Source organism: Pelagibacterium sp., assembly GCF_035555455.1.
GTDB lineage: Bacteria > Pseudomonadota > Alphaproteobacteria > Rhizobiales > Devosiaceae > Pelagibacterium.
Map to the genome: position 1 here is coordinate 1 of NZ_DATMGM010000046.1, position 24,924 is coordinate 24,924.

Genomic DNA, 24,924 nt, shown 5'->3' on the forward strand with positions numbered 1-24,924 from the left:
GCCCCAGGCCCGTGCCGCCGGCGCGGGCTGAGCCCTCAAAGGCGACGAACAGGTTTTCGCGGGCGCGGGGCGGCAGTCCGGGGCCGTTATCGGCTATGGTGAGCCGCACGGCTTCCGGCAGCATTGTGGATGAAAAGCGGATTTCGGGGTTGGGTTTCTCGCTCGTCCCCTCCAGTGCTTCACGGGCATTCTTGAACACATTGACCAGTACCCGCGCCAGTTGATCGGGGTCAACGCGGATCACGAGGTCGTCGGGCACCCGGTTGTCGAAGCGGATGTGTGGGTGTCCGGCGGCGCCTGCCGATAGCGCCGCCTCAAAACCCAGAGCCCGCAAATCGACCGGCTGGGGACGGGGCGGGTTGGACTGCTCCCGGCCATAGTCGAGCACCGTCTGGGCGAAGGCGACGGCTTTGTCGAGAGTGTTGACCAGTCTGGGCGCCAGTCTCTGCACTTGCGGATCATCGAGATTGGCCACCTGATCGGACAGCAATTGCGCAGAGGTGAGCATGTTGCGCAGATCGTGATTGATCTTGGACACCGCCAATCCCAGATCGGCCAGATGGCGACGCTGGTGCAGCATGGAAAACAGCTCGGATTGCGTGTCGGACAGCGCCTGTTCAAGCACGCCGACTTCGTCGCGCCGGTTGGGATCGGGAACGATGATCAGCGTGCCATTCTCGGGATTTTCACGGAAGGCGAGGGTTGCCGTGGTCAGCCTTTTGATCGGGCCGATCAACAGGTTTTCGGCGAGAATATAGATGACGAAGGCGGTGACGCCGGCAATGACGATAGCGACCAGCACGATATTGCCAACATAGGTCAAAAGGTCGGCCCGCAGGGGGCTTTCGGGCATCAGCACTTCGACCACGGCATCGCCGGCCCCGGGAGGCACACCGACGATGCGCAGGGTGCGCTGGCCGCCAAAGACCAGCGTATCGATGGCGCCGGCAATCAGCCGCATGGGGTTGGAGTCGCGCAGGTCGGCCAGGTGGGTCTGTTCGGGCATGGTGATTGCTTCAAGCACGATCAGATCGGTCTGGCCTTCGCGGCGATAGACGATGGCGATAGCCCCTGCCGCCTGCAGCAGCGGATCGGTGATTTCAGCGGGCAGGTCCATCACATCGGGCACCGCGTCGAACACCCGCACCGCCACACCGCCCACCCGCAGCCGGTCTTCCAGCCAGCCCACGCGGTAATTGGCGAGCGAGGGCAGAAAAACCGCGACTTCGACAAGGAGAATGACCAGCGTGATCGCCGCGATGAGCTTTAAGGAGAGGCCGGCTGGCAGCCCGGGAACCTTGGGGACGGCTCGTGTCATGACTACCAGAGTACAGGCCGATTTTGCCTATGGCAACAATCGCTTAAGGAGGCTCCGCCAGCGCGGGCGCGCTGCCGGTGCATGGGTGCGTGCATAGTCGGCGGCGGCAAGGCTGACTGACTGGGCAAAAGCGGGCAGGGGCAGCGCCAGTTTTTCCAGATCGGCTACCCGCAGGCGGCGCGATACCGCAAGCGTCAGCAGCGCGATGATTTCTCCGGCCGCAGGACCCACGACACTCGCGCCGATGATTGTGCCGGCGGGGCCAACGAGCAGCTTGAGGTGCCCGTGCGGCTCACTGCGGGCCTGCGCCGCTTCGGTCTGGTCCATGCCCACGCGGACGATTTCGAACCGATCGTCATAGCGGGCTCGGGCCTGTGGTTCGGTCAGTCCGACGCGGGCAATCGCCGGGCTGGTGTGGACCACATGCGCCATGACGGCATCGGACCCTGCTTGTCCACCGAATATCGCGGCAACGGCCCGACGGGCTCCGTGACGGGCAGCGTGAACGCCGCGCTGTCCGGCAGCGTCGCCAACGACGTAAATGCGCCGATTCGAGGTGCGGCCATCCTGGCGGAGCATGGGCTGTCCGCCGTCCAGCCGGACGCGCGCCTTGTCCAGGTCGAGCCCATCGAAGACGGGGCGGCGACCGGTCGCAAACAGCACGTGACTGCCGGTGAGCCGGTCTTCGAATGCGCCGGACTTGAGGTCGACAGCGATCGCGTCGCCCTCGGCAACTGACATTGCCACGATGCCGGTGTTTTCGCGGATATCGAGCCCTTCGGCCCGCAGACGGCGCAGGGCCGCTTCCGCAAGCTCGGGGTCTTCCTTGCCCAGCGCGGTGACGGCTTCGATCACGGTAACGGCGCAGCCCAGCCGCAGATGGGCCTGTGCCAGGGCGAGGCCGGTCGCGCCGCCGCCGACAACGATCAGACGATCGGGGCGGCGGGTGAGATCAAAAATAGTTTCGGGGGTAAAATACGGGATCGCTTCCAGACCCGGCACGGCGGGAATAACCGGGCGGGCTCCAGTGGCGACGAGAAAATTGCGGGCCTGGATCGTGGTGCCGTTGACCTCGATGCTTGCCGGACCGGTGAACCGCGCCACGCCCTTGACGACCCGGACGCCGCCGGCCCGCAGATGTTCGGTCGAAACCGTGGGGGCGGCAGCCTCGATCACGGCGCGCACACGTGCGTTGATGCGGGCGAAATTGATCCGTGGCTCATCGGCGCCGAGGCCCAGATCGCGAGCGGTGCGGATCAGGTGAGCGCGTTCGGCGGCGGCAGCAAAGGCATGGGCGGGCAGCATGCCGCCGTGATGCGACACGGCGCCCGGCATATTGGCTTCGACAAGCGTCACACGGACGCCCAGTGCGACTGCCTCTTCGGCGGCAGCGATCCCGGCAGGGCCTGCCCCGATGATGCAAAGATCGATGGTGTCGTCACGCGCCATGCGCCAAGCCCTCGCCGCCCGAATCCCGTAGTCTTGTTCTTGCCGGTTTTAAAGGGTTTGCGGCGAAGGGGGAACGGGGTTGCAAGCTTGAGGCGCATCGAAGCGATGGGGCGGTGTCAGTACCGGATCGCCGGTGTATGGCCCAAAGCGTTGCAAGGGCGGTGGCGGGCGGTAAATCTGGCGCGGCGCAATTGACTCGGCCCGGGGATTTCCCTATAAGCCGCGCAACCTTTGCCGATGTCGGGGACGGATCGTCCTTTGTCACCTCGCGCAAGGATTTAAGATTAACGCACAGTGCCCAACTAGAGGATCGCGCGGTCCGGAGCGCGATAGACCATTCATGAAGCGTACTTTTCAGCCGAGCAATCTTGTGCGCGCCCGTCGGCACGGTTTCCGTGCCCGCATGGCGACCAAGAGCGGCCGCACGATCATCAACCGTCGCCGCGCCAAGGGACGGGCCCGGTTGTCGGCGTAAGCCGGCGGCTTGAAGGATCATGCCGGTCTCCCCGGCATCGCCGATGCGGCGCCTGAAGAAACGGGCGCAGTTTTTGAGAGCCGCGCGGGGCAAGAAGATTGCCAGGCGCGGCTTTGTGTTGCAGGCCGTGCCTGTCGTCGATCCGCTTCCCGGCGTAGGCTATACGGTGACGAAGAGGGTCGGCAACGCGCCCGAACGTAACCGTATCAAGCGGCGCCTGCGCGAGGCGGTGCGCCATTGTGCCGACCGGCTGGTGGCCGGTCACGACTATGTGTTGATCGGGCGGCGCGAAAGTCTGTCCGAACCGTTTGACGCCCTGACGCGCGACCTTGGAAAAGCCCTCGCGCGCATCCACATATCTTCGGCGAAAGCGCCTAGCGGACATCCAAAGCAATGAACGAAAATAATCGCAACATGATCCTGGCAGTCGTCCTGAGCATGGCCGTGCTCTTTGGATGGCAGTTCTTCATCGCCGGGCCGCAGGTCGAGCAGGCCCAGCGCCAGGCCGAACTGGCGGCGCAGCAGGATCTGACGGTGTCCGACAGCGCCGATCTGGCCGCACCCGCTACCTCCGCGAATGGCGGAATGGCGACGCCGGGCAATGCCGACACCACGGTGTTTGCCACCCGCGAGGCAGCCATTGAGGCCAGCGATCGCGTGGCGATCGAAACCGGTTCGCTTGCGGGATCGATCAACCTCGTTGGCGCGCGGATCGATGACCTGCATCTGTTGCACTATAACGAGACCACGGACCCCAACAGCCCCACCATCACGCTGCTGTCGCCTGCCGGCTCGCCGCAGCCCTATTATCTCGAACAGGGTTGGGTTGGCGCGTCTGGAAGCAGTGTTGCGCTGCCCAACAGCGAAACGCAGTGGACGCTGGAAGACGGACAGGTCCTGACCGCATCGTCGCCCGTAACCCTGTCCTGGGACAATGGCGAGGGGCTGGTGTTCCGGCGCACGATCAGCGTCGATGACGACTATATGTTCTCGATCGACCAGAGCGTCGAGAACAGCGGTACGGGCGATGTTGCGCTGTTCCCCTATTCGCGCATTGCGCGCCTTTATACGCCCCAGACGCAGAACTTCTTCATCCTGCATGAGGGGGCCATCGGGGTTCTGGGCGACAACAATCTTGTCGAAAAATCCTATGGCAACCTGCGCGATGACGAGCAGCAGACCATCGCATCGACCGGCGGCTGGCTGGGCTTCACTGACAAATACTGGGCCACGGCGATCATTCCGCCGCAGGACGAAACGATCAACGCCCGCTTCTTTTACGGCACCGGCGCGCCGAGCGGAAATGACTACCGCGCCAACTTTGTCGGCCAGCAGCCGGTAACCGTTGCTGCCGGGGGCAGCGCCAGCTATGAAAGCCAGGTGTTTGCCGGTGCCAAGGTCGAGGCGATCATCGATCGCTACGAGCATGCCTATTCCATCAACCGGTTCGAGCTGATCATCGACTGGGGCTGGTTCCATTTCATCACCAAGCCGATGTTCTACCTGATCCGGATTCTCTATGAGCTTCTGGGCAATTTCGGGCTCGCCATCCTGGCGGTGACCGTCATCGTCAAGGTCGCCTTCTTCTGGTTTGCCAATAAGAGCTATGCCTCGATGGCCAACATGCGGCGCGTGCAGCCCAAGATGAAGGAAATTCAGGAAAAGTACAAAGACGACCGCACTGCCCAGCAGCAGGCGATGATGGAATTGTACAAGACCGAGAAGATCAATCCGGTCTCGGGTTGTTGGCCGGTGCTGATCCAGATTCCGGTGTTTTTCTCGCTCTACAAGGTCCTGTTCGTCACCATCGAGATGCGGCACGCCCCGTTCTTTGGCTGGATCCAGGACCTGGCGGCGCCCGATCCGACCAATATCTTCAATCTGTTCGGCCTGCTGCCGTACGATCCGAGCGCCCTTCCGGTGATCGGCACCTTCCTCGGCATCGGCATCTGGCCGCTGATCATGGGCATCACCATGTGGGTGCAGATGCGGCTCAATCCGCCGCCGGCTGACCCCGCTCAGGCCATCATCTTCAACTGGATGCCGGTGATCTTCACCTTCATGCTGGGCTCGTTCCCGGCGGGGCTGGTGATCTACTGGGCCTGGAACAACTTCCTGTCCGTGGTGCAGCAATGGTTCATCATGCGCCGCCACGGGGTGACGGTCGATTTGCTGGGCAACATCAAATCGAGCTTCAAGCGCAAGCCCAAAGCCGCCGAATAAACCTATAGAGGGCCGGGCGACCGGCCCTTACTCTTTGCGGACCCGACATGACTGATTTTGCAGAAACCACCCGTTTGCTGTTTGCCCGGCCCTGGGTGTTTCTCAAAGGGTGTGTGCGGGTATCGGACCTGCCTGCTGACGACGTGATTGAAATCGCCCTTGCAGGGCGCTCCAATGTGGGCAAGTCGTCGCTGATCAATGCGCTGGTCGGCCAGCACGGGCTGGCGCGCACCTCCAACACGCCGGGTCGAACGCAGGAATTGAACTTGTTCGCCCCGGAGACGGGCGGAATCCGGCTGGTCGATATGCCCGGCTATGGCTTTGCCAAGGCGCCCCGGCCAACGGTTGAGAAATGGACCCGGCTCATTCACCAGTTTTTGCGCGGCCGCCCCAATCTGCGCCGGGTCTATGTGCTTGTCGACGCGCGGCATGGCCCCAAGGCCAACGACGCGACGGTGATGAACGAACTCGATACGGCGGCGGTGTCCTATCAGGTGGTTCTCACCAAGGCCGACAAGCTGCGCGAGCAGGACCTTGCGGGCGTGGTCAAGGCGACAGAACAGTTCATCGCCAAGCGCCCGGCTGCGCATCCCGAGATTATCCTCACCTCCAGCGAAAAGGGCCTCGGGATCGACACCCTGCGCGCCGAGATCGCGCGGCTGCGCGAAGGGTATTAGTCACACCGGGATTGGTTCAGTCGGGAAAGACGCTCCACAGGCCGGGGCGGAAGGCGATGCGGGAGCCGATGGTGGCCGGGTGGCTGGCAGGGACTTCCACAGTTACCGGTTCAGCGATGCCGTCCCCCACGATATCGACCTGCCGCGTGCCCGCTGTCCGGCGGCTGGCGATGATGGAGCCGGCCAGAGCGGGCTCGTCGTCCGAGACGATTTCGATATCGTGGGGGCGGAAAAACAGTTTCCCCGTGCCGTCTGCCAGTCCTTCGCGGTTGAGCCCGATGGAGTGACCTGCGCAATAGAGCTGGCCGCGGGTAATGGTGACCGGCAGGTGCGAAGATTCGCCGATAAAGGCAAACACCGACGCTGAGTTGGGCGTGTCATACACCTCCTCCGGCGCGCCGACCTGTTCGATGTGGCCCCGATTCATCACCACCACGCGATCCGCCAGTTCCAGGGCTTCTTCCTGATCGTGGGTGACAAACACCGTGGTATGCCCGGTGGCGTCGTGGATCTCGCGCAGCCAGCGGCGCAGCTCCTTGCGCACTTGTGCGTCGAGCGCGCCGAAGGGTTCGTCGAGCAGCAGGACCCTTGGCTCGATGGCCAGGGCGCGGGCCAGCGCCACGCGCTGACGCTGGCCGCCCGACAGTTGATGCGGATAGCGCTTTCCCAAGCCGGGGAGCTGGACGAGTTCGAGCAACTCGCGGGCCCGGGCGTCGATGTCTTTTTTCGACCATCTTTCTTTACCGGTCCGCACCCGTAGGCCGAAACCGACATTGGCGAGGACGGTCATATGGCGGAACAGGGCATAATGCTGGAAGACAAAACCGATGTTGCGGTCCTGCACGCGCTTTTTCGAAGCGTCCTCATCGGCAAACCAGATGGTTCCCGTGTTGGGGAAATCCAGCCCGGCAATCAGGCGTAATAATGTGGTCTTGCCCGAGCCCGAGGGGCCCAGCAGGGCGATGAGTTCGCCCGGCCTGATGTCCAGGGAGACATCATGGAGCGCAGGCAAAGCATTAAAATCCTTGCTCACATTTTGAATGCGTACGTCCACACCGCCCTCCCCGAGCGGTTGTTTCGTCTGCGCGCGCCCGGCAGTGGCGAGGCGGTCAGCACGGTAGAAGTCTTTTGCCATGCGCTCGGTTCCTGAAACTGGATGCATGAAGAGCCCTTATCTTGCGTGGATCGTTCAGCGCCTAGTGGCGCAGCGACTGGCGCGGGCCGTAAACGCGTTCGAGCAGCGCCTTGAGAACGAGAGTGACCAGCGCGAGCAAAGCGAGGAGCGAGGCCACGGCGAAGGCGGCAACGAAATTATATTCGTTGTAGAGAATCTCGATATGGAGCGGCAGGGTGACGGTTTCGCCGCGCAGGCGTCCCGACACTACCGAAACCGCCCCAAACTCGCCCATGGCCCGGGCGTTGCAGAGCAACACCCCATAAAGCAGACCCCAGCGGATATTGGGCAGGGTCACGTACCAGAAAGTCTGCCATCCATTGGCGCCCAGCGACAGCGCTGCTTCCTCGTCGCCGGTGCCCTGGTCCTGCATGAGTGGGATCAACTCGCGGGCGACGAAGGGGAAGGTGACGAACATGGTCGCCAGCACAATGCCGGGGACCGCGAACAGAATCTGCAAGCCAAAGGAATTAAAGACAGGACCCAGAAAGCTGCCCGACCCGAACAGTAGGATGTAGATCAGCCCGGCAATCACGGGTGAAACCGAGAAGGGCAGGTCGATCAGCGTGGTCAAAAAGGTTTTGCCCTTGAACTCGAACTTGGCGATGGCCCAGGCCGCAACCACGCCAAACACGGTGTTGAGCGGCACCGCAATGGCGGCGACCAGCAAGGTCAGCTGCATGGCCTCAAGAGTTTCGCGATTGACCATGGCCAGCCAGGCGGCGTCCCATCCACGCCGCAGGGCTTCGGTGAACACCGCCGCCAGCGGAAGCACCAGAACGGCGGCGAGAAACAGCAGCGCGATGGTGATGACCGACCATTTGGCGGCGGATGATTCCGTGGTCGGGTCGCGGAAGTTTTTCGGCGCGCGGTCAGCTTGCATGGCCGAGCCTCCTGCGGGACCAGAACTGGATCAGATTGATGGACAAAAGGATCACAAAGGCGAGGATCAGCATCAGGCAGCCGATGGTGGCCGCCGCCGGGTAATTGAATTCCTCCAGCCGGATATAGATCAGGAGCGGCGCAATTTCCGAAACGAACGGGATGTTGCCGGCGATAAAGATCACCGATCCGTATTCCCCGACAGCCCGGCCAAAGGCGAGGGCAAAGCCAGTGAGAATGGCTGGCACCAGCCCAGGCAACAGCACGCGGAAAATGGTTTGCAGGCGGGAGGCCCCCAGGGTGGCAGCGGCTTCTTCAACCTCCTTGCCGATTTCCTCCATCACCGGCTGCACGGTGCGCACCATAAAGGGGAGGCCAATAAACACGAGAGCGATGACAATGCCGATGGGCGTGTAGGCGACGCGGATGCCCAGCGGGGCCAGCAACTGCCCGATCCAGCCAGTGGGCGCGTAGATAGCGGTGAGGGCGATGCCGGCCACGGCGGTCGGCAGCGCAAAGGGCAGATCGATGGCGGCATCGACAATGCGGCGTCCGGGAAAATCATAGCGCACCAGCGCCCAGGCGACGATGACGCCGAAGACGGCGTTGATGACGGCGGCGACAAACGAGGTCCAGAAACTGATCGAGAGCGCCGCAACCACCCGTGGGTCAGTGGCGATCCGCCAGAACTCGGCCCAACCCAGCGAGGCTGAACGCAGGCCGAGACCCGCCAGCGGGATCAGCACGATGAAGCTGAGATAACAAATGGTGAAGCCAAGCGCCGGGCCGAAACCGGGCAGGACGCCTGGCTGTCGCCATCGCCACCGTGTCGAGGAGGCTTGCGCGGCGGTCATGGATCAGGTCCCTGGCGCGTAGATCTGATCGAAAATGCCGCCATCGCCGAAATAGCGCGGCTGCACGTCATCCCAGCCACCCAGCTCATCGATGGTGATCAGGTCGAGCGCAGGAAAGCGTTCGAGGTCTGCGGGAGCGACCGCTTCGGGGCGCGATGGGCGGTAATAGTGGCGGGCGGCGATATTCTGGCCGACATCGGAGTAAAGATATTCGAGATAGGCCGTGGCGACTTCGCGTGTGCCTTTGGCATCCACGACCGCATCAACGATGGCGACGGGCGGTTCTGCCAGGATGGACAGCGAGGGGACGACGATATCGAACGCCTCGGGACCCAGTTCTTCGATGGCGAGAAATGCCTCGTTTTCCCAGGCCAGCAACACATCGCCAATGCCGCGCTGGACAAAGGTTGTGGTCGAGCCGCGCGCTCCGCTGTCGAGCACCGGCACATGGCGAAAGAGTTCGGCCACGAAATCGCGGGTCCGGGCTTCATTGCCGTCAAATTCCCGCAGGCCCCAGCCCCAGGCCGCCAGCAGGTTCCAACGGGCGCCGCCGGACGATTTGGGATTGGGGGTGATGACTTCGACGCCGTCCGCCACAAGGTCTCCCCAGTCGTGGATGTTCTTGGGATTGCCCTTGCGGACGAGGAACACGATGGTCGACGTGTAGGGGGAATTGTTGTTAGCGAACGTGCCACGCCAGTCGGCGCGGATTTTCCCCGATTCCCGAGCGATCGCGTCAATGTCGGGTTGCAGGGCGAGCGTCACCACATCGGCCTCCAGGCCATCGATGACGGCGCGAGCCTGCTGGCCCGACCCTGAGTGGGTGTTCTGGATGGTGACGGTTTCGCCGGTTTGAGCGCGCCAGTAGTCCACAAAGGCGGCGTTGAATTCGCGATAGAGTTCCCGGGTGGGGTCGTAGGATACGTTGACCAGTGTTTGTTGGGCATGGGCCGCAACACCACCTATCAGCAGCAATGATCCGACCAAAGCCATAAGGGCCAATGCGCGTCTGAAGTTCATGGTCGTCATCCTCAAATGTGATCGACGCCAAAACCCTACTGGAGAGGTCGACTCTGTCAAGATAGCGGAAACGAGGGTGTAAAAGCAGGATTAGGCAGGAAAAAACCGTGTATCCATCGGTGGTTAAGAGGAAATAGAGGGCGGGGGTTATTTCGGAAAAGTGGAATTCTGCGTCGGGCTGCGCTGCCGATTTGCGCGTTTTTTGCGGGCTGCTTTCCCAAATGAGGCGATTATGCCAGCCCGAAGATGTGAGGGGCGTTGGGGAAAGAAAAGGTAGAGATCGTGCGGAAAAATTATTTCACGTGAGGTGGCGCAAATCGCGTGCTTCGGGGCAACCCGGAACAAACGGTTGCCGCCGCCTTGCCCCGTGCGCTATCTCCAATGCGACACTCTTGGGGCGGGCGAAACGCCCCGCCGAACGAAACCGGGGGCGGGATGAGTATCCTCGAACGGCAGACTCTGCGCAGCTTTGCTTTGTTTGAACGGTTGGGCGATCAGGAGATCGACGCCCTTGCCGCTCACGCCAGTTTGCGCCGGGTCGACGCCGGGCAGGCGGTGTTTGTGCAGGGCGCTCCCGCCGATGAGTTTTTCGTTTTGGCGTCGGGCAAGCTCAAGGTCACTCAACTCACCGCTGACGGACAGCAGGTGGTCATCCGCTTTATCGCGCCGGGCGAATTGTTCGGCATCGCCCGGGCGTTGAGGCGTCCCGATTACCCCGGCACGGCAACGGCAGTGGTCTATAGCGCTGCGGTGGTCTGGCCCATGGCGTTCTGGGATGCGTTCCTGGAAGGCAACCCGGCTCTGGCCATCGGTGCCATGCAAGCGGTTGGCCAACGCCTGCAGGAATCGCATACGCGATTGCGCGAGATGGCGACACAGGAGGTAGAGCAGCGGGTTGCCCATGCCGTTTTGCGTTTGGCGGAACAGGCGGGCACGCCGGAGGCGGATGGCATCCGCATCGACTTCCCCCTGTCCAAACAGGATATCGCGGAGATGACGGGAACGACGCTCCATACCGTGTCACGCATCCTGAGCGCGTGGCAGACACGGGGGCTGGTGCGGACCGGGCGCAAGAAGCTGCTGATCCGAGACCGCGAGGCAATCGCCGAACTGGCCAGCACCCCGCGGCGATGACGGAGCGGCTGACGGGGATCACTCCCCGGAGATCGGCTCGTCGTTGTCATACAGCACCCGTTCGGCGGCGCCATCGAGATCGTCATATTGCTTGGCGCGCAGGGACCAGATGAACACAACCAGACCCAGGGTCCCCAGCGCCAGCGATACCGGGATGAGATAGAAAAACTCATTCATGATGGGTTTTCTTTTCGCTTGGTCGCACCAGTCTCAGGGCGTTTGCAACGACGATGATCGATGAACTCGACATGGCGATTGCAGCGGCCAGCGGTGTGATGTGACCCAGAAACGCTACCGGCAGCGCAATGGCATTATAGCCGATAGCGAGGACGAAATTCTGGGTGACCAACCGCCGCGACTGGTGCGCGGTTTCGATGGCATAGGGAACGGCATCGAGGCTTTCGCTCAGAAAGACCAGACCCGCCGCGTTGCGTCCGACATCGGCGGCATTGGCGGGTGCCATGGACACATCGGCTGCGGCAAGTGCGGGGCTGTCATTGAGCCCGTCGCCGACCATTAGAACTTTTCGTCCCTGTGCCTGAAGTTTGCGGATACGGGCCAGCTTGTCGGCGGGATAAACCTCTCCGCGCGCGGTTTCGATGCCGAGGCGCTGGGCGAGTTCAGCCACCACCGGGGCGCTGTCGCCCGACAGAAGCTCGACATTCAGGCCGCGCCGCTTGAGATCGTCGATGGCCTCATGCAGCCCCGGGCGCTCGGTGTCCTCGAAATCGAAGGCTGCCTGCGCCTTGCCATCGCGCGCGAGGATCACCTGTCCGACGCCATCGGCAGAGGCCCAGCCGGCACGGCCCAGACGCCAGACATGACCGTCCAGCCGGCCTTCGACGCCCAGGCCGGCGTGCTCGCGGACATCTTCTGGCTGGGACAGGCCGATTTGCCTCGTGCGGGCGGCGGCGCTCACGGCTTGCGAATAGGGGTGCAGCGAGTGCCCGGCCAAAGCCGCAGCGATGGCCAGCAGATCGGTGCTAACGGCGTCGGCCCTCTTAAGCTGCGGCTGGCCGAGGGTGAGGGTGCCGGTCTTATCGAAAACCACCGTATCGATTGTTGCGAGCTGTTCGAGGGCCGCGCCATCGCGAAGCATGATGCGCCGGGTGAACAGGCGTCGCGCCGCCACCACCTGCACCATGGGCACGGCAAGCCCCAGCGCACAGGGGCAGGTGATGATGAGCACGGAAATGGCAATCGTGATCGACTGGTGGACACCCGCGCCGAGGATCAGCCAGAGGACCAATGCCAAGGCTGCGGCGATATTGACCACAGGCGTATAGTGCCGCGACACGCGGTCGGCCAGCGTACGGTAAGCGCCGCGTCCGGATTCGGCTGCCTCCATCATGCGGGTCATTTCCGCGAGGAAGGAATCCTTGGCGGCGGCGGTAGCGCGCAGCCGGATGGGAGAGGAGAGATTGAGGGTCCCGGCGCGCAGCGCACTGCCGGTGGCGACGGTCAGCGGTTGGCTTTCGCCATTGACCAGCGAGGAATCGATTTCAGAAATGCCGTCGATCACCTCGCCATCGACCGGAACGCGTTCGCCGGCGGCCAGCATGATTTCCATGCCCGGGGCAAGCTCGGCCGTGGGCCGGTATGTGGTTTGCCCATTGGGTTCGACCACCATGGCGCCCCGGGCCGCGAGGCGGGCCAGCCCGTCCACGGCGCTGCGGGCACGGGCGCGCATCATATGGTCGAGGGTACGACCGGCCAGAAGAAAGAAGATCAGCGTGGCGACGGCATCGAAATAGGCCTGATCCGAGCTGATCATCGTCTCATAGACGCTCAGCGCAAAGGCAAGGATCAGCCCGATGGCGATCGGCACGTCCATATTGGTGGTCTTGTGCCGCAATGCGTCGAAGGCGGATTTATAGAAGACCTGTCCAGAATACAGAAAGGCCGGCAGGCACAGCAAGCCGGCGATGGCGTGGAAGACGTCGCGGGTCGATCCCGTGGCCCCCGCCCAGACGCCAATGGACAGCATCATGATGTTCATGGACGAAAAGGCGGCAACGGCCAGCGCCAGGATCAGCTTATGGAAGGCTTCATCACGCTGGGGCTGGGTGTCGTCGAACACATGGCAGGGGTAGCCGAGCGTCTGGACCGTATCGATGGCGGCCTGCGCCGCGGCGGCGTCGTGCCATTTGATGGTTACCCTGCGGGTGGAGAGATTTACCCGCGGAGCAACGATGCCGGGCACCTTGCCCAGCGCCGTTTCGATCTTGGCGATGCACCCGCCGCAATGGATCGAGGGCACCGACAGGTCGGTCTGCCACAGGGTAGGCTCAAGCTGGCGACTGCCCAGCGTGATCTCTTGCGCCCTTGTATCGGGCCCCTGCGCGAGGGGCACGAAATCCGAGGGCGCGCAGCAACTCATTGCTCATCTCCGCAAACCGCCCGGTAGGCATGCCAGGTGGCATGGCCAAGCAAGGGGAACAGGATGGCCAGCCCGACAAAGCCGGTGGCCACCGAAATGATGGCCGAGACGAGCACGATTGCCCCCCAGACCAGCATCACGCCCAGATTGTTCCAGACAAAGCTCATCGAGAGCCCCATGGCGGTAAAGGCATCAAGGTCACGGTCGAGAACCAGCGGAATGGAAAAGGCGCTGATCGCAAAGCCGAAGGCCGCGAACAGGCCGCCTACCGCAGTGCCGACACCAAGCAAGGACCAGCCCATTTGCGTCGTGAACAAAATCTCCACGACCTCGACGACGCCCGGAATGGAGCGCCAGCCCCAAAACAGGGCGAAAATGATGACGGCGGCGCGCATCCACACCATGGCGAGCGTGCACAGGATCGCTCCGACAAAGAACACATGGCCGACCGTTCCACGCTTGGGCCGCAACATGTCGCCAAGGCCAGCCTCGCGCCCTTCCTGCCGCAGCCGGCTCTTTTCATAAAGACCCGTGGCGAAGACCGGACCAAGGATGACCAGGCCGGACAGCGCCGGGAACAGCACCTGGTCCCAGCCAAAATTGAGCATGGCCCAAAGCATGAGCACGCTGAGTCCGGCAACGCCGATGCCGTAGATCAGGCTTGGCATCGGATGGTGCCACAGGTCACTCCAGCCCTGACGGAGCCAGCTGAACGGAGCCGAGAGCGGCAGATTGCGGCGCCGGTCGATGGCGGGCGGCAGGGCGGGAACAATAGGGGGTAGCGTCGTCATTGCGGCTTGTTTCTCCCTAGCAGGACGAGCGGGCGGCTCGGTAGCCGCCTTCGTGCTGCGCGGCTTTGGTATGGCTTACGCATTCAGGCTGAGATGCGAACGAGACATAGACCAGGTGGACATTGGCCGCACCCAGCACCAGCAGGCCCAGCGTCAAGCCAATAATGAAAATCCATTTCAGGCGTCCGGCATGGGCTTGCGGTTCACTCACGGCCTGCCCTCAGATCATTGAGATAGAGGGCGAGAATGCGGATGTCGGTCTCGGCCAGACGGCCTTCCCAGTGGGGCATGTGCCCGGCGCGGCCGGCATAGATCGAATCGAAGAGGTCCTGGCGCGACCCGCCATAGATCCAGAACGGATCGACGAGGTTGGGCGTACCCATGAGGGTGATGCCTTCTCCGTCCGCGCCGTGGCATGAAGCACAGTTGGCGGCGAAAAGGGCGGCCCCTTCGGGCGACTGCGCGTCGATTTCGGCCTTGGGGGCGGTTTGCAGATCGCCCAGATACGACACGAGGCTGGAAATGTCCGAGCGCCCCAGCATCCCGTCGCGCCCGAATGCCAGCATGTTGGCGTAGCGGGTTTGGGGATGGGTCGAGTTGATGCCGACGCGGATGGTCTGGGCGATGGTTTCGAGGTCATCTCCCCACATCAGCGGTGCATCGACCAGATTGGGATAATCGGTCTGACCGGTGCCTTGCGCGGTGTGGCAGGCGGCACAATTGTCGCCAAATATCGGCGCGCCAACCTCGCGCACCACGGCCATGAGGTCGGGGTCGTGTGAAAGGGTATCGAGATCGGTTTGCGCGATAGCGTCGAGCCACTGGGCCTTTTCGGCCTCTGCGATGGCCAGTTGGGCTTGGACGGAGGTCTTTTGATCGATTCCCAGCAGGCCGCGCCAATAGGAGGACACGCCCGGCCAGGCTGGCAGTAGCAAGGTTGCCACCGCCATATAGATCACTCCAGCGATCAGGGCGGCAAACACCACGCGCGGAACCGGTGAATTGAGTTCCTTGATGCCGTTCCATTCGTGACCGGTGGTGACCTGACCGGTAACGGGATCGCGTTCAGGTTCGTGTGCACTCATGGACGGTCATCTCCATCCTGGAGTGGTGCGTTCCTGGCTTCCTGAAAGCGGCCCTTGTTGCTGGGCCAATAGGCATAGGCCAGCACGGCGATGGACATTGCAATCAGATAGAAGAGACCGAAGGATTTGGCGATAGCGACGAGGGTTTCGTGGTCGGGAAGCATCATCAGTCCTCCATTGCGGTCTGGAACGGGGCGTCGGTCAACTGACCGAGGATTTGCAGATAGGCCACCAGCGCGTCCATTTCGGTCAGCCGTTGCGGGTCGCCGTCAAAGGCGCGGATATTGGTCTCCTCGCCATAGCGCTCGGTGACGCCCTGGGTGGTCGACGCCGCGGGATTGGCCTGCGCATGGGCATCCTGCGTGGCGTTGGCGATCATCTCTTCGGTATAGGGAACACCGACACGCTGCATGGCGCGCAGATGCAGGCCCAGATCATCGGACCGCAGGATGGTTTCGGCCAGCCAGCCATACCGGGGCATGTTGGACTCGGCCACCACGTCGCGCGGATTGATCAAGTGCGCGACATGCCAGGCGTCGGAGTATTTTCCGCCAAGACGGGCGAGGTCCGGCCCGGTGCGCTTGGATCCCCAAAGATGGGGATGGTCGTATTGGGATTCGACGGCCAGCGAATAGGGACCATAGCGGTCCACTTCATCGCGCAGGGTGCGGATCATCTGGCTATGGCAGGCGTAGCATCCCTCCCGCATGTAGATGTCGCGCCCTGCCAGCTCCAGTGGCGTATAGAGCCGCATGTCCGGATCGGATTCGACCGTCTCGTCGATGGTGAACAGCGGGGCAATTTCAACGAACCCGCCGATCGAGGCCACGGCAATGATGGCGATGACGAGCCCGATGGCGGTCCGTTCGAGTTTGTAGTGAAGTCCGAACACTGATTTATTCTCCCGCTGCAACGACGGTTTCTGCCAAAGGCAGGTCGGGGGACAAATCCACCTGCTGCTCTTGTGGCATGCGGATGGTCATGACGATGTTGTAGAGGGCCAGGATGGCTCCGAGCAGGAACAGCGTCCCGCCGATGGCACGGGCGATGTAGTAGGGATGCATGGCGACCAGAGAGTCGACGAACGAATAGGCCAAGCCACCGGTTTCTCCGTATGTCCGCCACATCAGGCCCTGGATGACGCCCGAGTTCCACATCGCAAAGACGTAGATGAGCGTACCGGCCAGCGCGAGCCAGAAGTGGGCCTCGACAAGAGCTTTGGAATACAGCCGCTGCTTTTTCCACATCCACGGCACCAGCGCATAGAGCGAACCGAAGGTGATCATCGCCACCCAGCCCAGGGCGCCGGCGTGTACGTGCCCGATCGTCCAGTCGGTATAGTGGGATAGCGAGTTGACCGGGCGAATGGCCATGAACGAGCCTTCGAACGTGGTAATGCCGTAGAAAATCGCCGACAGCGCCATGAACCGCAGCACCGCGTCATCGCGCACCTTCTGCCAGGCCCCGTTGAGGGTGAGCAGCGCGTTGCCGGCTGACGCCCAGGAGGGAATGAGCAGCACGACCGAGAACACCATGCCCAGGGTCTGCACCCAGTGGGGAAGGGCGGTGTAATGGAGGTGGTGGGAGCCCGCCCACATATACATGAAGGTGATGCCCCAGAAGCTGATGATCGACAGGCGATAGGAAAAGATCGGCCGGTTGGCGCGCTTGGGCAGGTAGTAATACATCATGCCCAGGAAACCGGCGGTGAGGAAGAACGCAACCGCGTTATGGCCGTACCACCACTGGGTCATCGCATCCTGCACACCCGAGAACAGGCTGTAGCTCTTGGCGCTGGTCAGCGAGATCGGGATGGCGAGGCTGTTGACGATGTGGAGCATCGCAACAACGAGAATGAAGGCCATGTAGTACCAGTTGGCCACATAGATATGCGGTTCCTTGCGTCGGGCCAGCGTGCGGATATAGATCGCGAAATACACCACCCATACGATAACGAGCAGGATATCGGCGTACCATTCCGGTTCGGCGTATTCCTTGGACTGGGTAATGCCGAGCATGAAGCCGGTTGCGGCAAGGACACAGAACAGGTTGTAGCCGATCAGGACGAACCACGGGCTGAACTGATCCGGCATCCGGGCCCGGGAGGTGCGCTGGAGCACGTGGAACGAGGTGGCGATCAGGGCGTTGCCGCCGAAACCAAAGATCACCCCGGCGGTGTGGATCGGGCGAATGCGCCCGAAGCTCGTCCAGGGACCGGAAAAGTTGAAATCGGGAAAGGCCAGGAGGAACGCCACCCAGGCGCCGACAAACATGCCCACAACACCCCAGACCAGGGCCAGAATGATGCCTGCCTTGGTGGGGCTGTCGTAATATTCCTCGAACCGGGACTCTGGAGGTTCGGGAAGCGACCAGCCTCGGGCGACGACAACCAGCCCTGCAAGACCAGCGAGGATGATTATCCAGCCATGGACTGCAATCGGATCTCCACGACCGCCAGCTGCAAACGCCAGCCCGACCGCTGCGAGAAGAAGGCTCAGAATGCCCCACAGCATTCTTTCCTCTCGGGTGAAACTCTGGATCATCGGTGCTCTGCCTTTCCCGGACCACTCAAATTTCTCACTGCACGGCCTTGGCCGCGCCGGTAGAAAACCGTTCTTGGTCGATCCGTTATCAGCGCTGACGTGCCGCCGCTTTGATCTGCGTCAAATAACGGAGCTGGAAAGGCCGGTGCGACCTTATGCGCCCCGCGAGGGAAGACCTAATATTGGGTGGCGGTCAGCGGATCGACACCGAACAGGACGACGTGTCCGCCATGCAGCAACCATCCGGTCACGAGGGCCGTCAGCAGTGCGGCCACGATGATCGGGGGATCGATCCTGAACCGCGTGCGCCCTTGCGCGATGGCCAGAAACGGAATGACGGACGTGGTCGAGGCGAGGGTTTCCCAGCGCGGGCCCAGCTTGCGGCGGGCGCGGCGATCACCGAGGGCAAAGCCGCCAGCCGCAAGCGCCGCCATGCTGCCAAACAGCAGCACCGAGCGCAGGTCGCCATTGGGGGCGATATGGGACACAGCCCACAGCAGCGCGCCCCAGAATACGGGATGGCGCGTGATCCTGGAAATCCCGCTCTGGACCTCGGTTGCGGGACGCACCGAAAGGGAGAGCGGGTTGGGCGAGAGCAGCCCGGCGATGATGAAAAACAACCCTAATGGAGAAAGAAGCACCGTCACCCACGCCTGCCAGCCTGCTGCGGGCCAGAGCATGATCGCGGGGGAATTAAGCGTCGCGACGATGACCCACACCAGCGTTGCGGTCGAGATTACCGAATGAACGATCATGTAACGGGTCTGGCCGAGCCCGCCGACGAGACGCTCACGCATGCCGGGCATGGCGGGGATCAGGTGCAGGACGAGGAAGGCGAAAAGAGCAAGGGAGAGATGCAGCATGAGCCGACCTTAACATGAAACGGTAAACCAGTTCGGTGCATGCGGAACGCTGGTTTTGCCGTGTGAAACCGCTAGGGTGTTCTAGCTGATGTGCGCAGGCTATCCTTGCGCCATATCAAAGCCCGCTGCGGCATGTTGGCTCGTTGAAGGCGTTGCGGCGGGACCCCCGGGCCACGTTGCGCTGGCTCAAAGACAGCACCCGGCGGGCATGAAACGAACGGACGATCCCACAGGAAGCGGAGGCGGGTCGTGTTCTTCCAGCGTTTGGCAAGCGGCGGCATTCCACGCGGCGTGGCGCAATCGGGACCGGCCATTCTCTCCTACGGCTTCCGGCCATTCTTTCTGGCCGGCGGCATCTGGGCGGTCGTTGCCATGGTGGTTTGGGTTGCCGCGCTGGCGGGCGGGCTCGCCATTGGCGGCAAGATCGGGGCTGCAAACTGGCACGCGCATGAAATGGTGTTCGGTTATACCGGAGCGGTTCTGGCGGGCTTCATGCTCACGGCGATACCCAACTGGACCGGGCGGTTGCCGGTTTCGGGCAGGCCGCTGCTGGTTCTGGTGCTGATCTGGCTTGCAGGGCGCCTGGTTTTCCTCTTTCCCGATGTTTTCGGACTGGGCGTGGCGTTGACGGTCGAAGGTATCTTCCTGCCCGCTCTGGGTCTGATTGCGCTGCGCGAGATCGTCGCCGGTCGCAACTGGAAAAATCTCAAGATTCTCGTCGGTATCTTTGTTTTGATGGCCGCCAATATCTGGTTCCATGTGGCGGTCGGGCTGGGACAGTCTCCGGCTGCGCCCCTGCGGCTGGCTATTGCTGGCTGGACCTTGCTCATCATGCTGGTGGGAGGGCGGATCATCCCCAGCTTCACGCGCAACTGGCTGGCGCGGCAGGGGGCAAAAGCCCTGCCCGCACCGTTCGACAGGCTCGATCAGTTCGCGATTACGGGGGCGGCGATGGCGCTGCTGGTCTGGACCCTGTGGCCGACCGGCCTTCTCACTGCGGTGGTGTGCACGGCTGCAGCAGTTCTGCATGGTGTCCGGTTGGCGCGCTGGCGGGGCTATGCCAGTTTTTCCGAACCGATCGTTGCCATCATGCACGTCGCCTATCTGATGGTTATTGCCGGGCTTGCTCTGATTGCGGCGGCGGCTTTGGAGTGGCTGGCAGAAGCGTCGGCGCTTCATGTTCTTTTGATCGGCGCGATCGGGGGGATGACACTGGCGGTGATGACCCGGGCGGCTCTGGGCCATACCGGTCGCCCGATCCGGGCTTCGGGCCCGACCCAGATCGCCTATCTATCGCTTTTTGCCGCAGCCCTCGCCCGTCCGCTGGCGGATTTCCTCCCCCAGCACTACATTATGATCCTGTCCGCGAGCGGATTGCTCTGGATCCTCGCATTTTCCGCCTTTTTGTGGACCTATGCGCCGATTTTGCTTGCGCCGAGACTGGCCCGCGCCGGAGCAACGGGGCCGAAAAACTGAATTGCGGGCCTGGCAATTTGAGGCCAGGCGAGATCGGGTAAGGACCTTATATGTCGCGTATGGCGTTCATCGCTTTGGGATTGCTCTGCGTGGGCATGGGGGCACTGGGCGTGGTGTTGCCCTTGCTGCCGACAACGCCGTTCGTGTTGCTCGGCGCGTTCTTTTTTGCCCGCAGTTCGCCAAAGCTGCACGCGTGGCTGCTGCGGCACAGAGTGTTCGGCCCCCTCATCAGCAACTGGAAAGAGACCCGCTCCATCTCGCCCACAGCCAAGCTGAGTGCAGTTCTGGCCATCGTCGCGACCATGGGGATCAGCATTGTGCTCACCGTGCCCCCGGCAGTGCTCGCAATTCAGGGAGTAGTGCTGCTCGCGGTCGCCACGTTCATTCTGACCCGGCGCAACCCGCCACAGGACAAGCAACGGCCGTCTTTGGCCGCTGGCCCACGCTGACGTCGAATTTCAGGGCGTTGACCGAATAGTCAGGCGGCGTTTCGGCTCTTGGTCTTGCGCAGCAGCAGCGCGTTCTTGATCCGATCCAGCTTTTCCTGTCCGTCTTCATCCTGTGCGGCGTTTCTGAACCCGGCACGCATGAAGACTGCAATCAGCAGCACGAAGCCCGCACCGAGCGTTGCCAACAGCGCCATAAGAAGCGGAGAGCGGCCTACGAGGGAGGCGTTGGTGGGGGCGGATACGACAATCTCGGTGGGGATTGCAGCCAGTTCATTGCGCAGTTCGGCTGCCAGGACCTGTGCATCTTGCCGACCGGTCAAAAGCTCTTCAAGCGCGGATGAAGCGGCAGCATAAGCCTGCGTATCGAATGGGCTAGCGCGCTCAAGATCGCTGAGCGCTGTTGTGATGCGGGCGATGATGCCATCGCGCAACGCCATGCTCTGGTCGAGGACCGCGATCTGGTCCAACAGTTCGCCGCGCGCGTCGGGCAACTCTCCCGCCTCAATCGCCAGCTCAATGCCCGAGATGATTGCCGTCAGGCGCATCGTAACGTCAGGATCGGGCCCGGCCAGGACAAGTTGCGTCGTCCCGGTATTGGTGTCTTGGGTGATCGACAGGCCCGGTTCCGTATCCCCCAATGGGCTGATCACAGCGGCCGGAAGGGTCAGGACGGCTTCGGAACGGTAGGAGTGCGGCTGCATGCTGACCATGCCAAAGGCCAGCACGCCAATCAGCAGCGGAACGACGACCAGCACCAGCCAGTGCTCGGCGATTATGACCAGAAGATCGAGCAGGCTGATTTCGCCATTCTCAATGCGTTCGTCCTGGGCCATCTGCGAAACTCCCCCCTCTCGCTGGCGTCGATTAGAACATAGCTGAGGTCAGTCAGCCAGTGGGTTCAGGGGTTTCCCGCATTGAAAGGTCGGGGCGGGCGAAATCGCCGCTTTCTCCGTTCATCACCCACAATTCTCCAGTGGAGATATCGAACCAGGCGCCATGCAGCGACAAGGCTTGGGCTTTGACGCGCGACTGCACGAAAGGAAAGGTCATCAAATTGCCGATCGACTGGCGGATGGTGATGCGCTCAAGGGCAGTCTGTTGCTCGGCTGGGGTGAGCAGGTGATTGGCTTCGATCTCCCCGGCCACGTCCTTGACCATGTTGAGCCAGCGCCCGATGAAATTCCCCTCCGGCGCATTGCCGGCGGCGGTGGCAAGCGCGCTCTGGATGCCGCCACAGCGTCCGTGCCCCATCACGACGATGTCGGACACTTCGAGATGGACGACCGCAAATTCGATTGCCGATGATGTTCCGTGAAAGGCTGCGTCTGGCCCGAACGGGGGCACCAGGTTGGCGACATTGCGCAACACGAACAACTGGCCGGGCCCGCAATCGAAAATGGTTTCGGGAGCCGAGCGCGAATCGCAGCAGGCAATGACCAGCGTGGTCGGGTGCTGGCCGTTTTCAGCCAGCGAGCGGTAGCGGTCCCGCTCGGAATTGTAACGTCCCGTCATGAAGCTGCGATAGCCATCGAGAAGGAACGGGGGAAAGTCCTGAGACATAATCGGATTATCCTTTGCGTCCATCGACCCCGCGATTAGACCCTGACGCAGGCAAGATCAATCGCTATGGTTGTCGCGCCTGCGCTTTTCACAGAGCGAGCGGGCGGCAGAAGGAGGTTTTTATAGTGATCTATCGTTTTCTGACCGGCGATGACGATTCCGCTTTCTGCCACAAGGTTACCAAGGCGTTGAGCGAAGGCTGGCTGCTGTATGGCGAGCCGCACTATGTGTTCGACCCGGTGGCGGGCAAGATGCGCTGCGGCCAGGCGGTCACCAAAGAGGTCGCCGAACAGCACTATGACGAGACCAGGAAGCTCACCGATTACGTCTAGGACTGTCTTCGGCTGACATCAGCTTTCGCGGTTGGCGAAATGGGTGATCAGGGCGCGCAGCGGCTGGGCCCGGTCGCCAAACGGAGCAAGTGCCTCGGACCCTTCCAACACGGCATCGTCGAGCAGGCGGCGCGCGCCCTCGACGCCGCGACGGGCGACGATGGTGGATTTGTTCTGGGCGATGTCCTTGCCAGCGGTCTTGCCGAGCGCCACCGAGGTGGCGGTGATGTCGAGAATGTCATCGGCGATCTGAAAGGCAAGGCCGGCGGCAGAGCCATAGCGCAACAGCGCTTCGTGCTGATCGGCCGATGCGCCGCCAAGGATGGCGCCCATGTCGACGCCACATCGGATCAACGCACCGGTCTTTCCCGCTTGCATGCGCAGGATACCCGCTTCATTGAGCGGCGTGGTCTCGCCCTCAATGTCGAGAACCTGTCCGCCGACCATTCCTGCTGCGCCTGCGGCCCGCGCCAGCGTGGCGACCAGTGCGGCGCGGATGGCCGGGTCCGGGTGGGTCAGCGGATCGGCGAGTATGGCAAAAGCTTCAGTGAGCAGGGCGTCGCCGGCCAGGATCGCCAGAGCCGGATCAAAGGCCTTCCACACGGTGGGTTTGCCGCGCCGCATCTCGTCGTTGTCCATGTCGGGCAGGTCGTCATGGATGAGGGAATAACAATGGATCATTTCCAGCGCAGCCCCCGCAGGCAGGCTGTGAGGGGCGGAAATATCGAACAAGGCGGCGCTGGCGCGGACCAGGAAGGGGCGCAGCCGCTTGCCGCCGGCCAGGGCGCCATGGCGCATGGCAGCGCTCAACCGTTCGGGAGCGCCCGTCGCATCGATCCAAGCGGCAAGATAGGCTTCAGTCTGGGCAGCGCAGTCTACGAGCGCCGTCTCGAAGTCATGCGCATCCATGAGGTGCTCAGCCCGCAATGATTCCGCTTTTCCCTGAATCGTGGAAATTCCTGTATTGTGCTGATCGCTGGCGCTTTCAGGCCGCGAAAGTGGTATCCGATTTTGCACGAAAGGCTTTAAAGCCTTGAGGGTGATCGAGCAAGCGCGGGGGCGGCGGCAGGGCGAAAGAATGGATGAAACTTTGGTCGCAAAGACAAAGCGCGGGCGCAAGGGCGTATGGCGCTGGGTGCGCATTCCTTTAGTCGCTCTGGCGGCGATAATTGCCATTCCGCTCGTCATGGTGCCGGTCTATTCCCTCGTCCCGCCGGTTTCGACGCTGATGGTTGGCCGTTATCTGACCGGGCAGCCCGTTACTCGGCAGTGGCGCCCCATCGACCAGATTTCGGACCGGCTCAAGACGGCGGTGATGCTGTCGGAAGATGGGCAGTTCTGCTCGCACAACGGCGTGGATTCAGCAGCGCTACGGGCTGAAGTCGAAGCCTTTCTTGCGGGCGCTCCGGCCCGGGGCGCGTCGACCATCACCATGCAGGTGGCGCGCAATCTGTTCTTGTGGAACGGGCGTTCGGTGATCCGCAAGGGGCTGGAAGTGCCGTTGGCGCTCTATATCGATTTCGTCCTGCCCAAGCGGCGGGTGATGGAAATCTATCTCAACATCGCCGAATGGGGCCCCGACGGGCAGTTCGGGGTGGAGGCGGGTGCACAGGCCGCCTTTGGTACCACGGCGGAGAATTTCACCTGGCGTCGGGCGGCGCTGTTGGCGGTGACGCTGCCCAACCCGCATGTGCGACGGCCGGGACAGCCAAGCGCCGGGCTGATGCGGGTTGCCGGGATTGTCGAAGCGCGGGCGCTGCGGTTTTCGTCTCATGCCTCCTGCCTGTTCAAAGGGGCGCCGGCGCTATAAGACATTGGCGGCTGACAAATCGACGGCGATTTTTCCTCACGGCACTCTAGCCAAGACACTGGCGATCTAGTATAGAGCGCCTCGATCCGAACACGGTATGACAGTTTCTGCTTGACCGGCGCGGCAGGGTCTTAATTGCCCCGCAGGTTTGGCAACGAGGAAAATGGAGTAGTCACATGGCAGTTCCGAAGAGGAAGACGACGCCGATGAAGCGCGGTTTCCGCCGCTCGGCCGACGCGCTCAAGGCCGAAACTTACGTTGAAGACAAGGATAGCGGCGAGCTTCGCCGTCCGCATCATGTCGATCTGAAGACCGGCATGTATCGCGGCCGTCAGATTCTTGAGGCCAAGAGCAACTGAGCCTTGGCTTCTGGCGCTTGAACTAAAGCGCCATTGACGGGGGTTCCCGTCGCGATTACGGCCAGTCCCT

Annotated in this window: 28 protein-coding genes; 10 read left to right on the top strand and 18 right to left on the bottom strand. The window is 62.4% G+C overall.

What is annotated here, in order from left to right:
- A partial coding sequence (locus VNS12_RS09245) for a HAMP domain-containing sensor histidine kinase (protein WP_325487541.1) occupies positions 1–1,318 on the bottom strand: 1,318 nt, incomplete at its 3' end.
- 27 nt (positions 1,319–1,345) lie between these two features.
- A complete protein-coding gene (locus VNS12_RS09250; RefSeq protein ID WP_325487542.1) occupies positions 1,346–2,767 on the bottom strand; it encodes a dihydrolipoyl dehydrogenase family protein in 1,422 nt (473 codons plus the stop codon).
- A gap of 340 nt (positions 2,768–3,107) precedes the next feature.
- Between VNS12_RS09250 and rpmH the strand changes: the two genes are divergently transcribed.
- Genes rpmH through yihA form a run of 4 tightly spaced genes read left to right on the top strand, consistent with a single transcriptional unit; the run spans position 3,108 to position 6,142 of the window.
- On the top strand, positions 3,108–3,242 hold the full coding sequence (gene rpmH, locus VNS12_RS09255) for a 50S ribosomal protein L34 (protein WP_325487543.1): 135 nt from the start codon (positions 3,108–3,110) through the stop codon (positions 3,240–3,242).
- 19 nt (positions 3,243–3,261) lie between these two features.
- On the top strand, positions 3,262–3,639 hold the full coding sequence (gene rnpA / locus VNS12_RS09260; RefSeq protein WP_325487544.1) for a ribonuclease P protein component: 378 nt from the start codon (positions 3,262–3,264) through the stop codon (positions 3,637–3,639).
- A complete protein-coding gene (gene yidC, locus VNS12_RS09265) occupies positions 3,636–5,465 on the top strand; it encodes a membrane protein insertase YidC (protein WP_325487545.1) in 1,830 nt (609 codons plus the stop codon). Before rnpA ends, yidC begins: the two co-directional genes overlap by 4 nt.
- A gap of 47 nt (positions 5,466–5,512) precedes the next feature.
- The gene (yihA, locus tag VNS12_RS09270; protein ID WP_325487546.1) at positions 5,513–6,142 is read left to right on the top strand and encodes a ribosome biogenesis GTP-binding protein YihA/YsxC; all 630 of its coding nucleotides are present in this window, start codon (positions 5,513–5,515) and stop codon (positions 6,140–6,142) included.
- Between the two features lie 16 nt (positions 6,143–6,158).
- Here the strand turns inward: yihA and VNS12_RS09275 are convergent, their stop codons facing one another.
- The 4 genes from VNS12_RS09275 to VNS12_RS09290 form a co-directional block, all read right to left on the bottom strand.
- On the bottom strand, positions 6,159–7,196 hold the full coding sequence (locus tag VNS12_RS09275) for a sulfate/molybdate ABC transporter ATP-binding protein (RefSeq protein WP_325487597.1): 1,038 nt from the start codon (positions 7,194–7,196) through the stop codon (positions 6,159–6,161).
- A gap of 142 nt (positions 7,197–7,338) precedes the next feature.
- Entirely contained in the window at positions 7,339–8,199 is an 861-nt protein-coding gene (gene cysW / locus VNS12_RS09280) for a sulfate ABC transporter permease subunit CysW (RefSeq protein ID WP_325487547.1), read from the bottom strand.
- A complete protein-coding gene (cysT, locus tag VNS12_RS09285; protein WP_325487548.1) occupies positions 8,189–9,052 on the bottom strand; it encodes a sulfate ABC transporter permease subunit CysT in 864 nt (287 codons plus the stop codon). Before cysT ends, cysW begins: the two co-directional genes overlap by 11 nt.
- 3 nt (positions 9,053–9,055) lie before the next feature.
- Entirely contained in the window at positions 9,056–10,081 is a 1,026-nt protein-coding gene (locus VNS12_RS09290) for a sulfate ABC transporter substrate-binding protein (RefSeq protein ID WP_414693099.1), read from the bottom strand.
- A gap of 426 nt (positions 10,082–10,507) precedes the next feature.
- On the opposite strand from VNS12_RS09290, the gene VNS12_RS09295 reads away from it, so the two are divergent.
- Positions 10,508–11,206, top strand: a complete 699-nt coding sequence (locus VNS12_RS09295) for a Crp/Fnr family transcriptional regulator (protein WP_325487549.1) — start codon at positions 10,508–10,510, stop codon at positions 11,204–11,206.
- 18 nt (positions 11,207–11,224) lie between these two features.
- Here the strand turns inward: VNS12_RS09295 and ccoS are convergent, their stop codons facing one another.
- The 9 genes from ccoS to VNS12_RS09340 all read right to left on the bottom strand — a co-directional run bounded on the left by ccoS (position 11,225) and on the right by VNS12_RS09340 (position 18,868).
- Positions 11,225–11,383 carry a cbb3-type cytochrome oxidase assembly protein CcoS gene (gene ccoS / locus VNS12_RS09300; RefSeq protein WP_325487550.1) on the bottom strand — a complete coding sequence of 53 codons (159 nt, stop codon included), beginning with the start codon at positions 11,381–11,383 and terminating at the stop codon, positions 11,225–11,227.
- Positions 11,376–13,586, bottom strand: a complete 2,211-nt coding sequence (locus VNS12_RS09305) for a heavy metal translocating P-type ATPase (RefSeq protein WP_325487551.1) — start codon at positions 13,584–13,586, stop codon at positions 11,376–11,378. The genes ccoS and VNS12_RS09305 overlap by 8 nt, the downstream gene beginning before the upstream one ends.
- A complete protein-coding gene (locus tag VNS12_RS09310; RefSeq protein WP_325487552.1) occupies positions 13,583–14,377 on the bottom strand; it encodes a DUF2189 domain-containing protein in 795 nt (264 codons plus the stop codon). Before VNS12_RS09310 ends, VNS12_RS09305 begins: the two co-directional genes overlap by 4 nt.
- Before the next feature lie 16 nt (positions 14,378–14,393).
- Positions 14,394–14,588, bottom strand: coding sequence for a hypothetical protein (locus VNS12_RS09315; protein ID WP_325487553.1), 195 nt, complete (start codon positions 14,586–14,588; stop codon positions 14,394–14,396).
- The gene (ccoP, locus tag VNS12_RS09320; RefSeq protein WP_325487554.1) at positions 14,581–15,462 is read right to left on the bottom strand and encodes a cytochrome-c oxidase, cbb3-type subunit III; all 882 of its coding nucleotides are present in this window, start codon (positions 15,460–15,462) and stop codon (positions 14,581–14,583) included. Before ccoP ends, VNS12_RS09315 begins: the two co-directional genes overlap by 8 nt.
- Entirely contained in the window at positions 15,459–15,629 is a 171-nt protein-coding gene (locus VNS12_RS09325) for a cbb3-type cytochrome oxidase subunit 3 (RefSeq protein ID WP_325487555.1), read from the bottom strand. The genes ccoP and VNS12_RS09325 overlap by 4 nt, the downstream gene beginning before the upstream one ends.
- Positions 15,629–16,354: a cytochrome-c oxidase, cbb3-type subunit II gene (ccoO, locus tag VNS12_RS09330; RefSeq protein ID WP_325487556.1), complete on the bottom strand. Its 726-nt coding sequence runs from the start codon at positions 16,352–16,354 to the stop codon at positions 15,629–15,631. The genes VNS12_RS09325 and ccoO overlap by 1 nt, the downstream gene beginning before the upstream one ends.
- A 4-nt stretch (positions 16,355–16,358) precedes the next feature.
- Positions 16,359–18,005, bottom strand: a complete 1,647-nt coding sequence (gene ccoN / locus VNS12_RS09335; RefSeq protein WP_325487557.1) for a cytochrome-c oxidase, cbb3-type subunit I — start codon at positions 18,003–18,005, stop codon at positions 16,359–16,361.
- 176 nt (positions 18,006–18,181) lie between these two features.
- Positions 18,182–18,868 carry an NnrU family protein gene (locus VNS12_RS09340; RefSeq protein WP_325487558.1) on the bottom strand — a complete coding sequence of 229 codons (687 nt, stop codon included), beginning with the start codon at positions 18,866–18,868 and terminating at the stop codon, positions 18,182–18,184.
- 249 nt (positions 18,869–19,117) lie between these two features.
- On the opposite strand from VNS12_RS09340, the gene VNS12_RS09345 reads away from it, so the two are divergent.
- Both VNS12_RS09345 and VNS12_RS09350 read left to right on the top strand, forming a co-directional pair.
- Positions 19,118–20,344: an NnrS family protein gene (locus VNS12_RS09345; RefSeq protein WP_325487559.1), complete on the top strand. Its 1,227-nt coding sequence runs from the start codon at positions 19,118–19,120 to the stop codon at positions 20,342–20,344.
- A gap of 50 nt (positions 20,345–20,394) precedes the next feature.
- Complete coding sequence (locus tag VNS12_RS09350) at positions 20,395–20,793, top strand: YbaN family protein (RefSeq protein WP_325487560.1); 399 nt, start codon at positions 20,395–20,397, stop codon at positions 20,791–20,793.
- A 29-nt stretch (positions 20,794–20,822) separates the two neighbouring features.
- On the opposite strand, the gene VNS12_RS09355 is transcribed toward VNS12_RS09350, so the two are convergent.
- Positions 20,823–21,626, bottom strand: a complete 804-nt coding sequence (locus VNS12_RS09355; protein ID WP_325487561.1) for a hypothetical protein — start codon at positions 21,624–21,626, stop codon at positions 20,823–20,825.
- A 52-nt stretch (positions 21,627–21,678) separates the two neighbouring features.
- Positions 21,679–22,353 carry a carbonic anhydrase gene (locus VNS12_RS09360; RefSeq protein WP_325487562.1) on the bottom strand — a complete coding sequence of 225 codons (675 nt, stop codon included), beginning with the start codon at positions 22,351–22,353 and terminating at the stop codon, positions 21,679–21,681.
- A gap of 125 nt (positions 22,354–22,478) precedes the next feature.
- Between VNS12_RS09360 and VNS12_RS09365 the strand changes: the two genes are divergently transcribed.
- Entirely contained in the window at positions 22,479–22,685 is a 207-nt protein-coding gene (locus tag VNS12_RS09365) for a DUF1737 domain-containing protein (protein ID WP_414693100.1), read from the top strand.
- Positions 22,686–22,703: 18 nt separating this feature from the next.
- Here VNS12_RS09365 and VNS12_RS09370 read toward each other — a convergent pair whose 3' ends face one another.
- Positions 22,704–23,594 (bottom strand): polyprenyl synthetase family protein, encoded by an 891-nt coding sequence (locus VNS12_RS09370; RefSeq protein ID WP_325487563.1) that lies wholly within the window; start codon positions 23,592–23,594, stop codon positions 22,704–22,706.
- A 169-nt stretch (positions 23,595–23,763) separates the two neighbouring features.
- Between VNS12_RS09370 and VNS12_RS09375 the strand changes: the two genes are divergently transcribed.
- Both VNS12_RS09375 and rpmF read left to right on the top strand, forming a co-directional pair.
- Positions 23,764–24,495, top strand: coding sequence for a transglycosylase domain-containing protein (locus VNS12_RS09375; RefSeq protein ID WP_325487564.1), 732 nt, complete (start codon positions 23,764–23,766; stop codon positions 24,493–24,495).
- 176 nt (positions 24,496–24,671) lie between these two features.
- On the top strand, positions 24,672–24,854 hold the full coding sequence (gene rpmF, locus VNS12_RS09380; RefSeq protein ID WP_325487565.1) for a 50S ribosomal protein L32: 183 nt from the start codon (positions 24,672–24,674) through the stop codon (positions 24,852–24,854).
- Positions 24,855–24,924: the final 70 nt, after the last annotated feature.

Bases quoted from the DNA above. Each gene is read 5' to 3' on its own strand.
- rnpA (WP_325487544.1), top strand. From the start codon at position 3,262: ATGCCGGTCTCCCCGGCATCGCCGATGCGGCGCCTGAAGAAACGGGCG.
- VNS12_RS09360 (WP_325487562.1), bottom strand. From the start codon at position 22,353: ATGTCTCAGGACTTTCCCCCGTTCCTTCTCGATGGCTATCGCAGCTTC.
- rpmF (WP_325487565.1), top strand. From the start codon at position 24,672: ATGGCAGTTCCGAAGAGGAAGACGACGCCGATGAAGCGCGGTTTCCGC.
- VNS12_RS09340 (WP_325487558.1), bottom strand. From the start codon at position 18,868: ATGCTGCATCTCTCCCTTGCTCTTTTCGCCTTCCTCGTCCTGCACCTG.
- ccoN (WP_325487557.1), bottom strand. From the start codon at position 18,005: ATGATCCAGAGTTTCACCCGAGAGGAAAGAATGCTGTGGGGCATTCTG.
- VNS12_RS09355 (WP_325487561.1), bottom strand. From the start codon at position 21,626: ATGGCCCAGGACGAACGCATTGAGAATGGCGAAATCAGCCTGCTCGAT.
- VNS12_RS09325 (WP_325487555.1), bottom strand. From the start codon at position 15,629: ATGATGCTTCCCGACCACGAAACCCTCGTCGCTATCGCCAAATCCTTC.
- VNS12_RS09295 (WP_325487549.1), top strand. From the start codon at position 10,508: ATGAGTATCCTCGAACGGCAGACTCTGCGCAGCTTTGCTTTGTTTGAA.
- VNS12_RS09350 (WP_325487560.1), top strand. From the start codon at position 20,395: ATGTCGCGTATGGCGTTCATCGCTTTGGGATTGCTCTGCGTGGGCATG.
- yihA (WP_325487546.1), top strand. From the start codon at position 5,513: ATGACTGATTTTGCAGAAACCACCCGTTTGCTGTTTGCCCGGCCCTGG.
- VNS12_RS09305 (WP_325487551.1), bottom strand. From the start codon at position 13,586: ATGAGTTGCTGCGCGCCCTCGGATTTCGTGCCCCTCGCGCAGGGGCCC.
- ccoS (WP_325487550.1), bottom strand. From the start codon at position 11,383: ATGAATGAGTTTTTCTATCTCATCCCGGTATCGCTGGCGCTGGGGACC.
- VNS12_RS09290 (WP_414693099.1), bottom strand. From the start codon at position 10,081: ATGACGACCATGAACTTCAGACGCGCATTGGCCCTTATGGCTTTGGTC.
- ccoP (WP_325487554.1), bottom strand. From the start codon at position 15,462: ATGAGTGCACACGAACCTGAACGCGATCCCGTTACCGGTCAGGTCACC.
- VNS12_RS09310 (WP_325487552.1), bottom strand. From the start codon at position 14,377: ATGACGACGCTACCCCCTATTGTTCCCGCCCTGCCGCCCGCCATCGAC.
- rpmH (WP_325487543.1), top strand. From the start codon at position 3,108: ATGAAGCGTACTTTTCAGCCGAGCAATCTTGTGCGCGCCCGTCGGCAC.
- VNS12_RS09370 (WP_325487563.1), bottom strand. From the start codon at position 23,594: ATGGATGCGCATGACTTCGAGACGGCGCTCGTAGACTGCGCTGCCCAG.
- cysT (WP_325487548.1), bottom strand. From the start codon at position 9,052: ATGACCGCCGCGCAAGCCTCCTCGACACGGTGGCGATGGCGACAGCCA.
- VNS12_RS09375 (WP_325487564.1), top strand. From the start codon at position 23,764: ATGGATGAAACTTTGGTCGCAAAGACAAAGCGCGGGCGCAAGGGCGTA.
- yidC (WP_325487545.1), top strand. From the start codon at position 3,636: ATGAACGAAAATAATCGCAACATGATCCTGGCAGTCGTCCTGAGCATG.
- cysW (WP_325487547.1), bottom strand. From the start codon at position 8,199: ATGCAAGCTGACCGCGCGCCGAAAAACTTCCGCGACCCGACCACGGAA.
- VNS12_RS09250 (WP_325487542.1), bottom strand. From the start codon at position 2,767: ATGGCGCGTGACGACACCATCGATCTTTGCATCATCGGGGCAGGCCCT.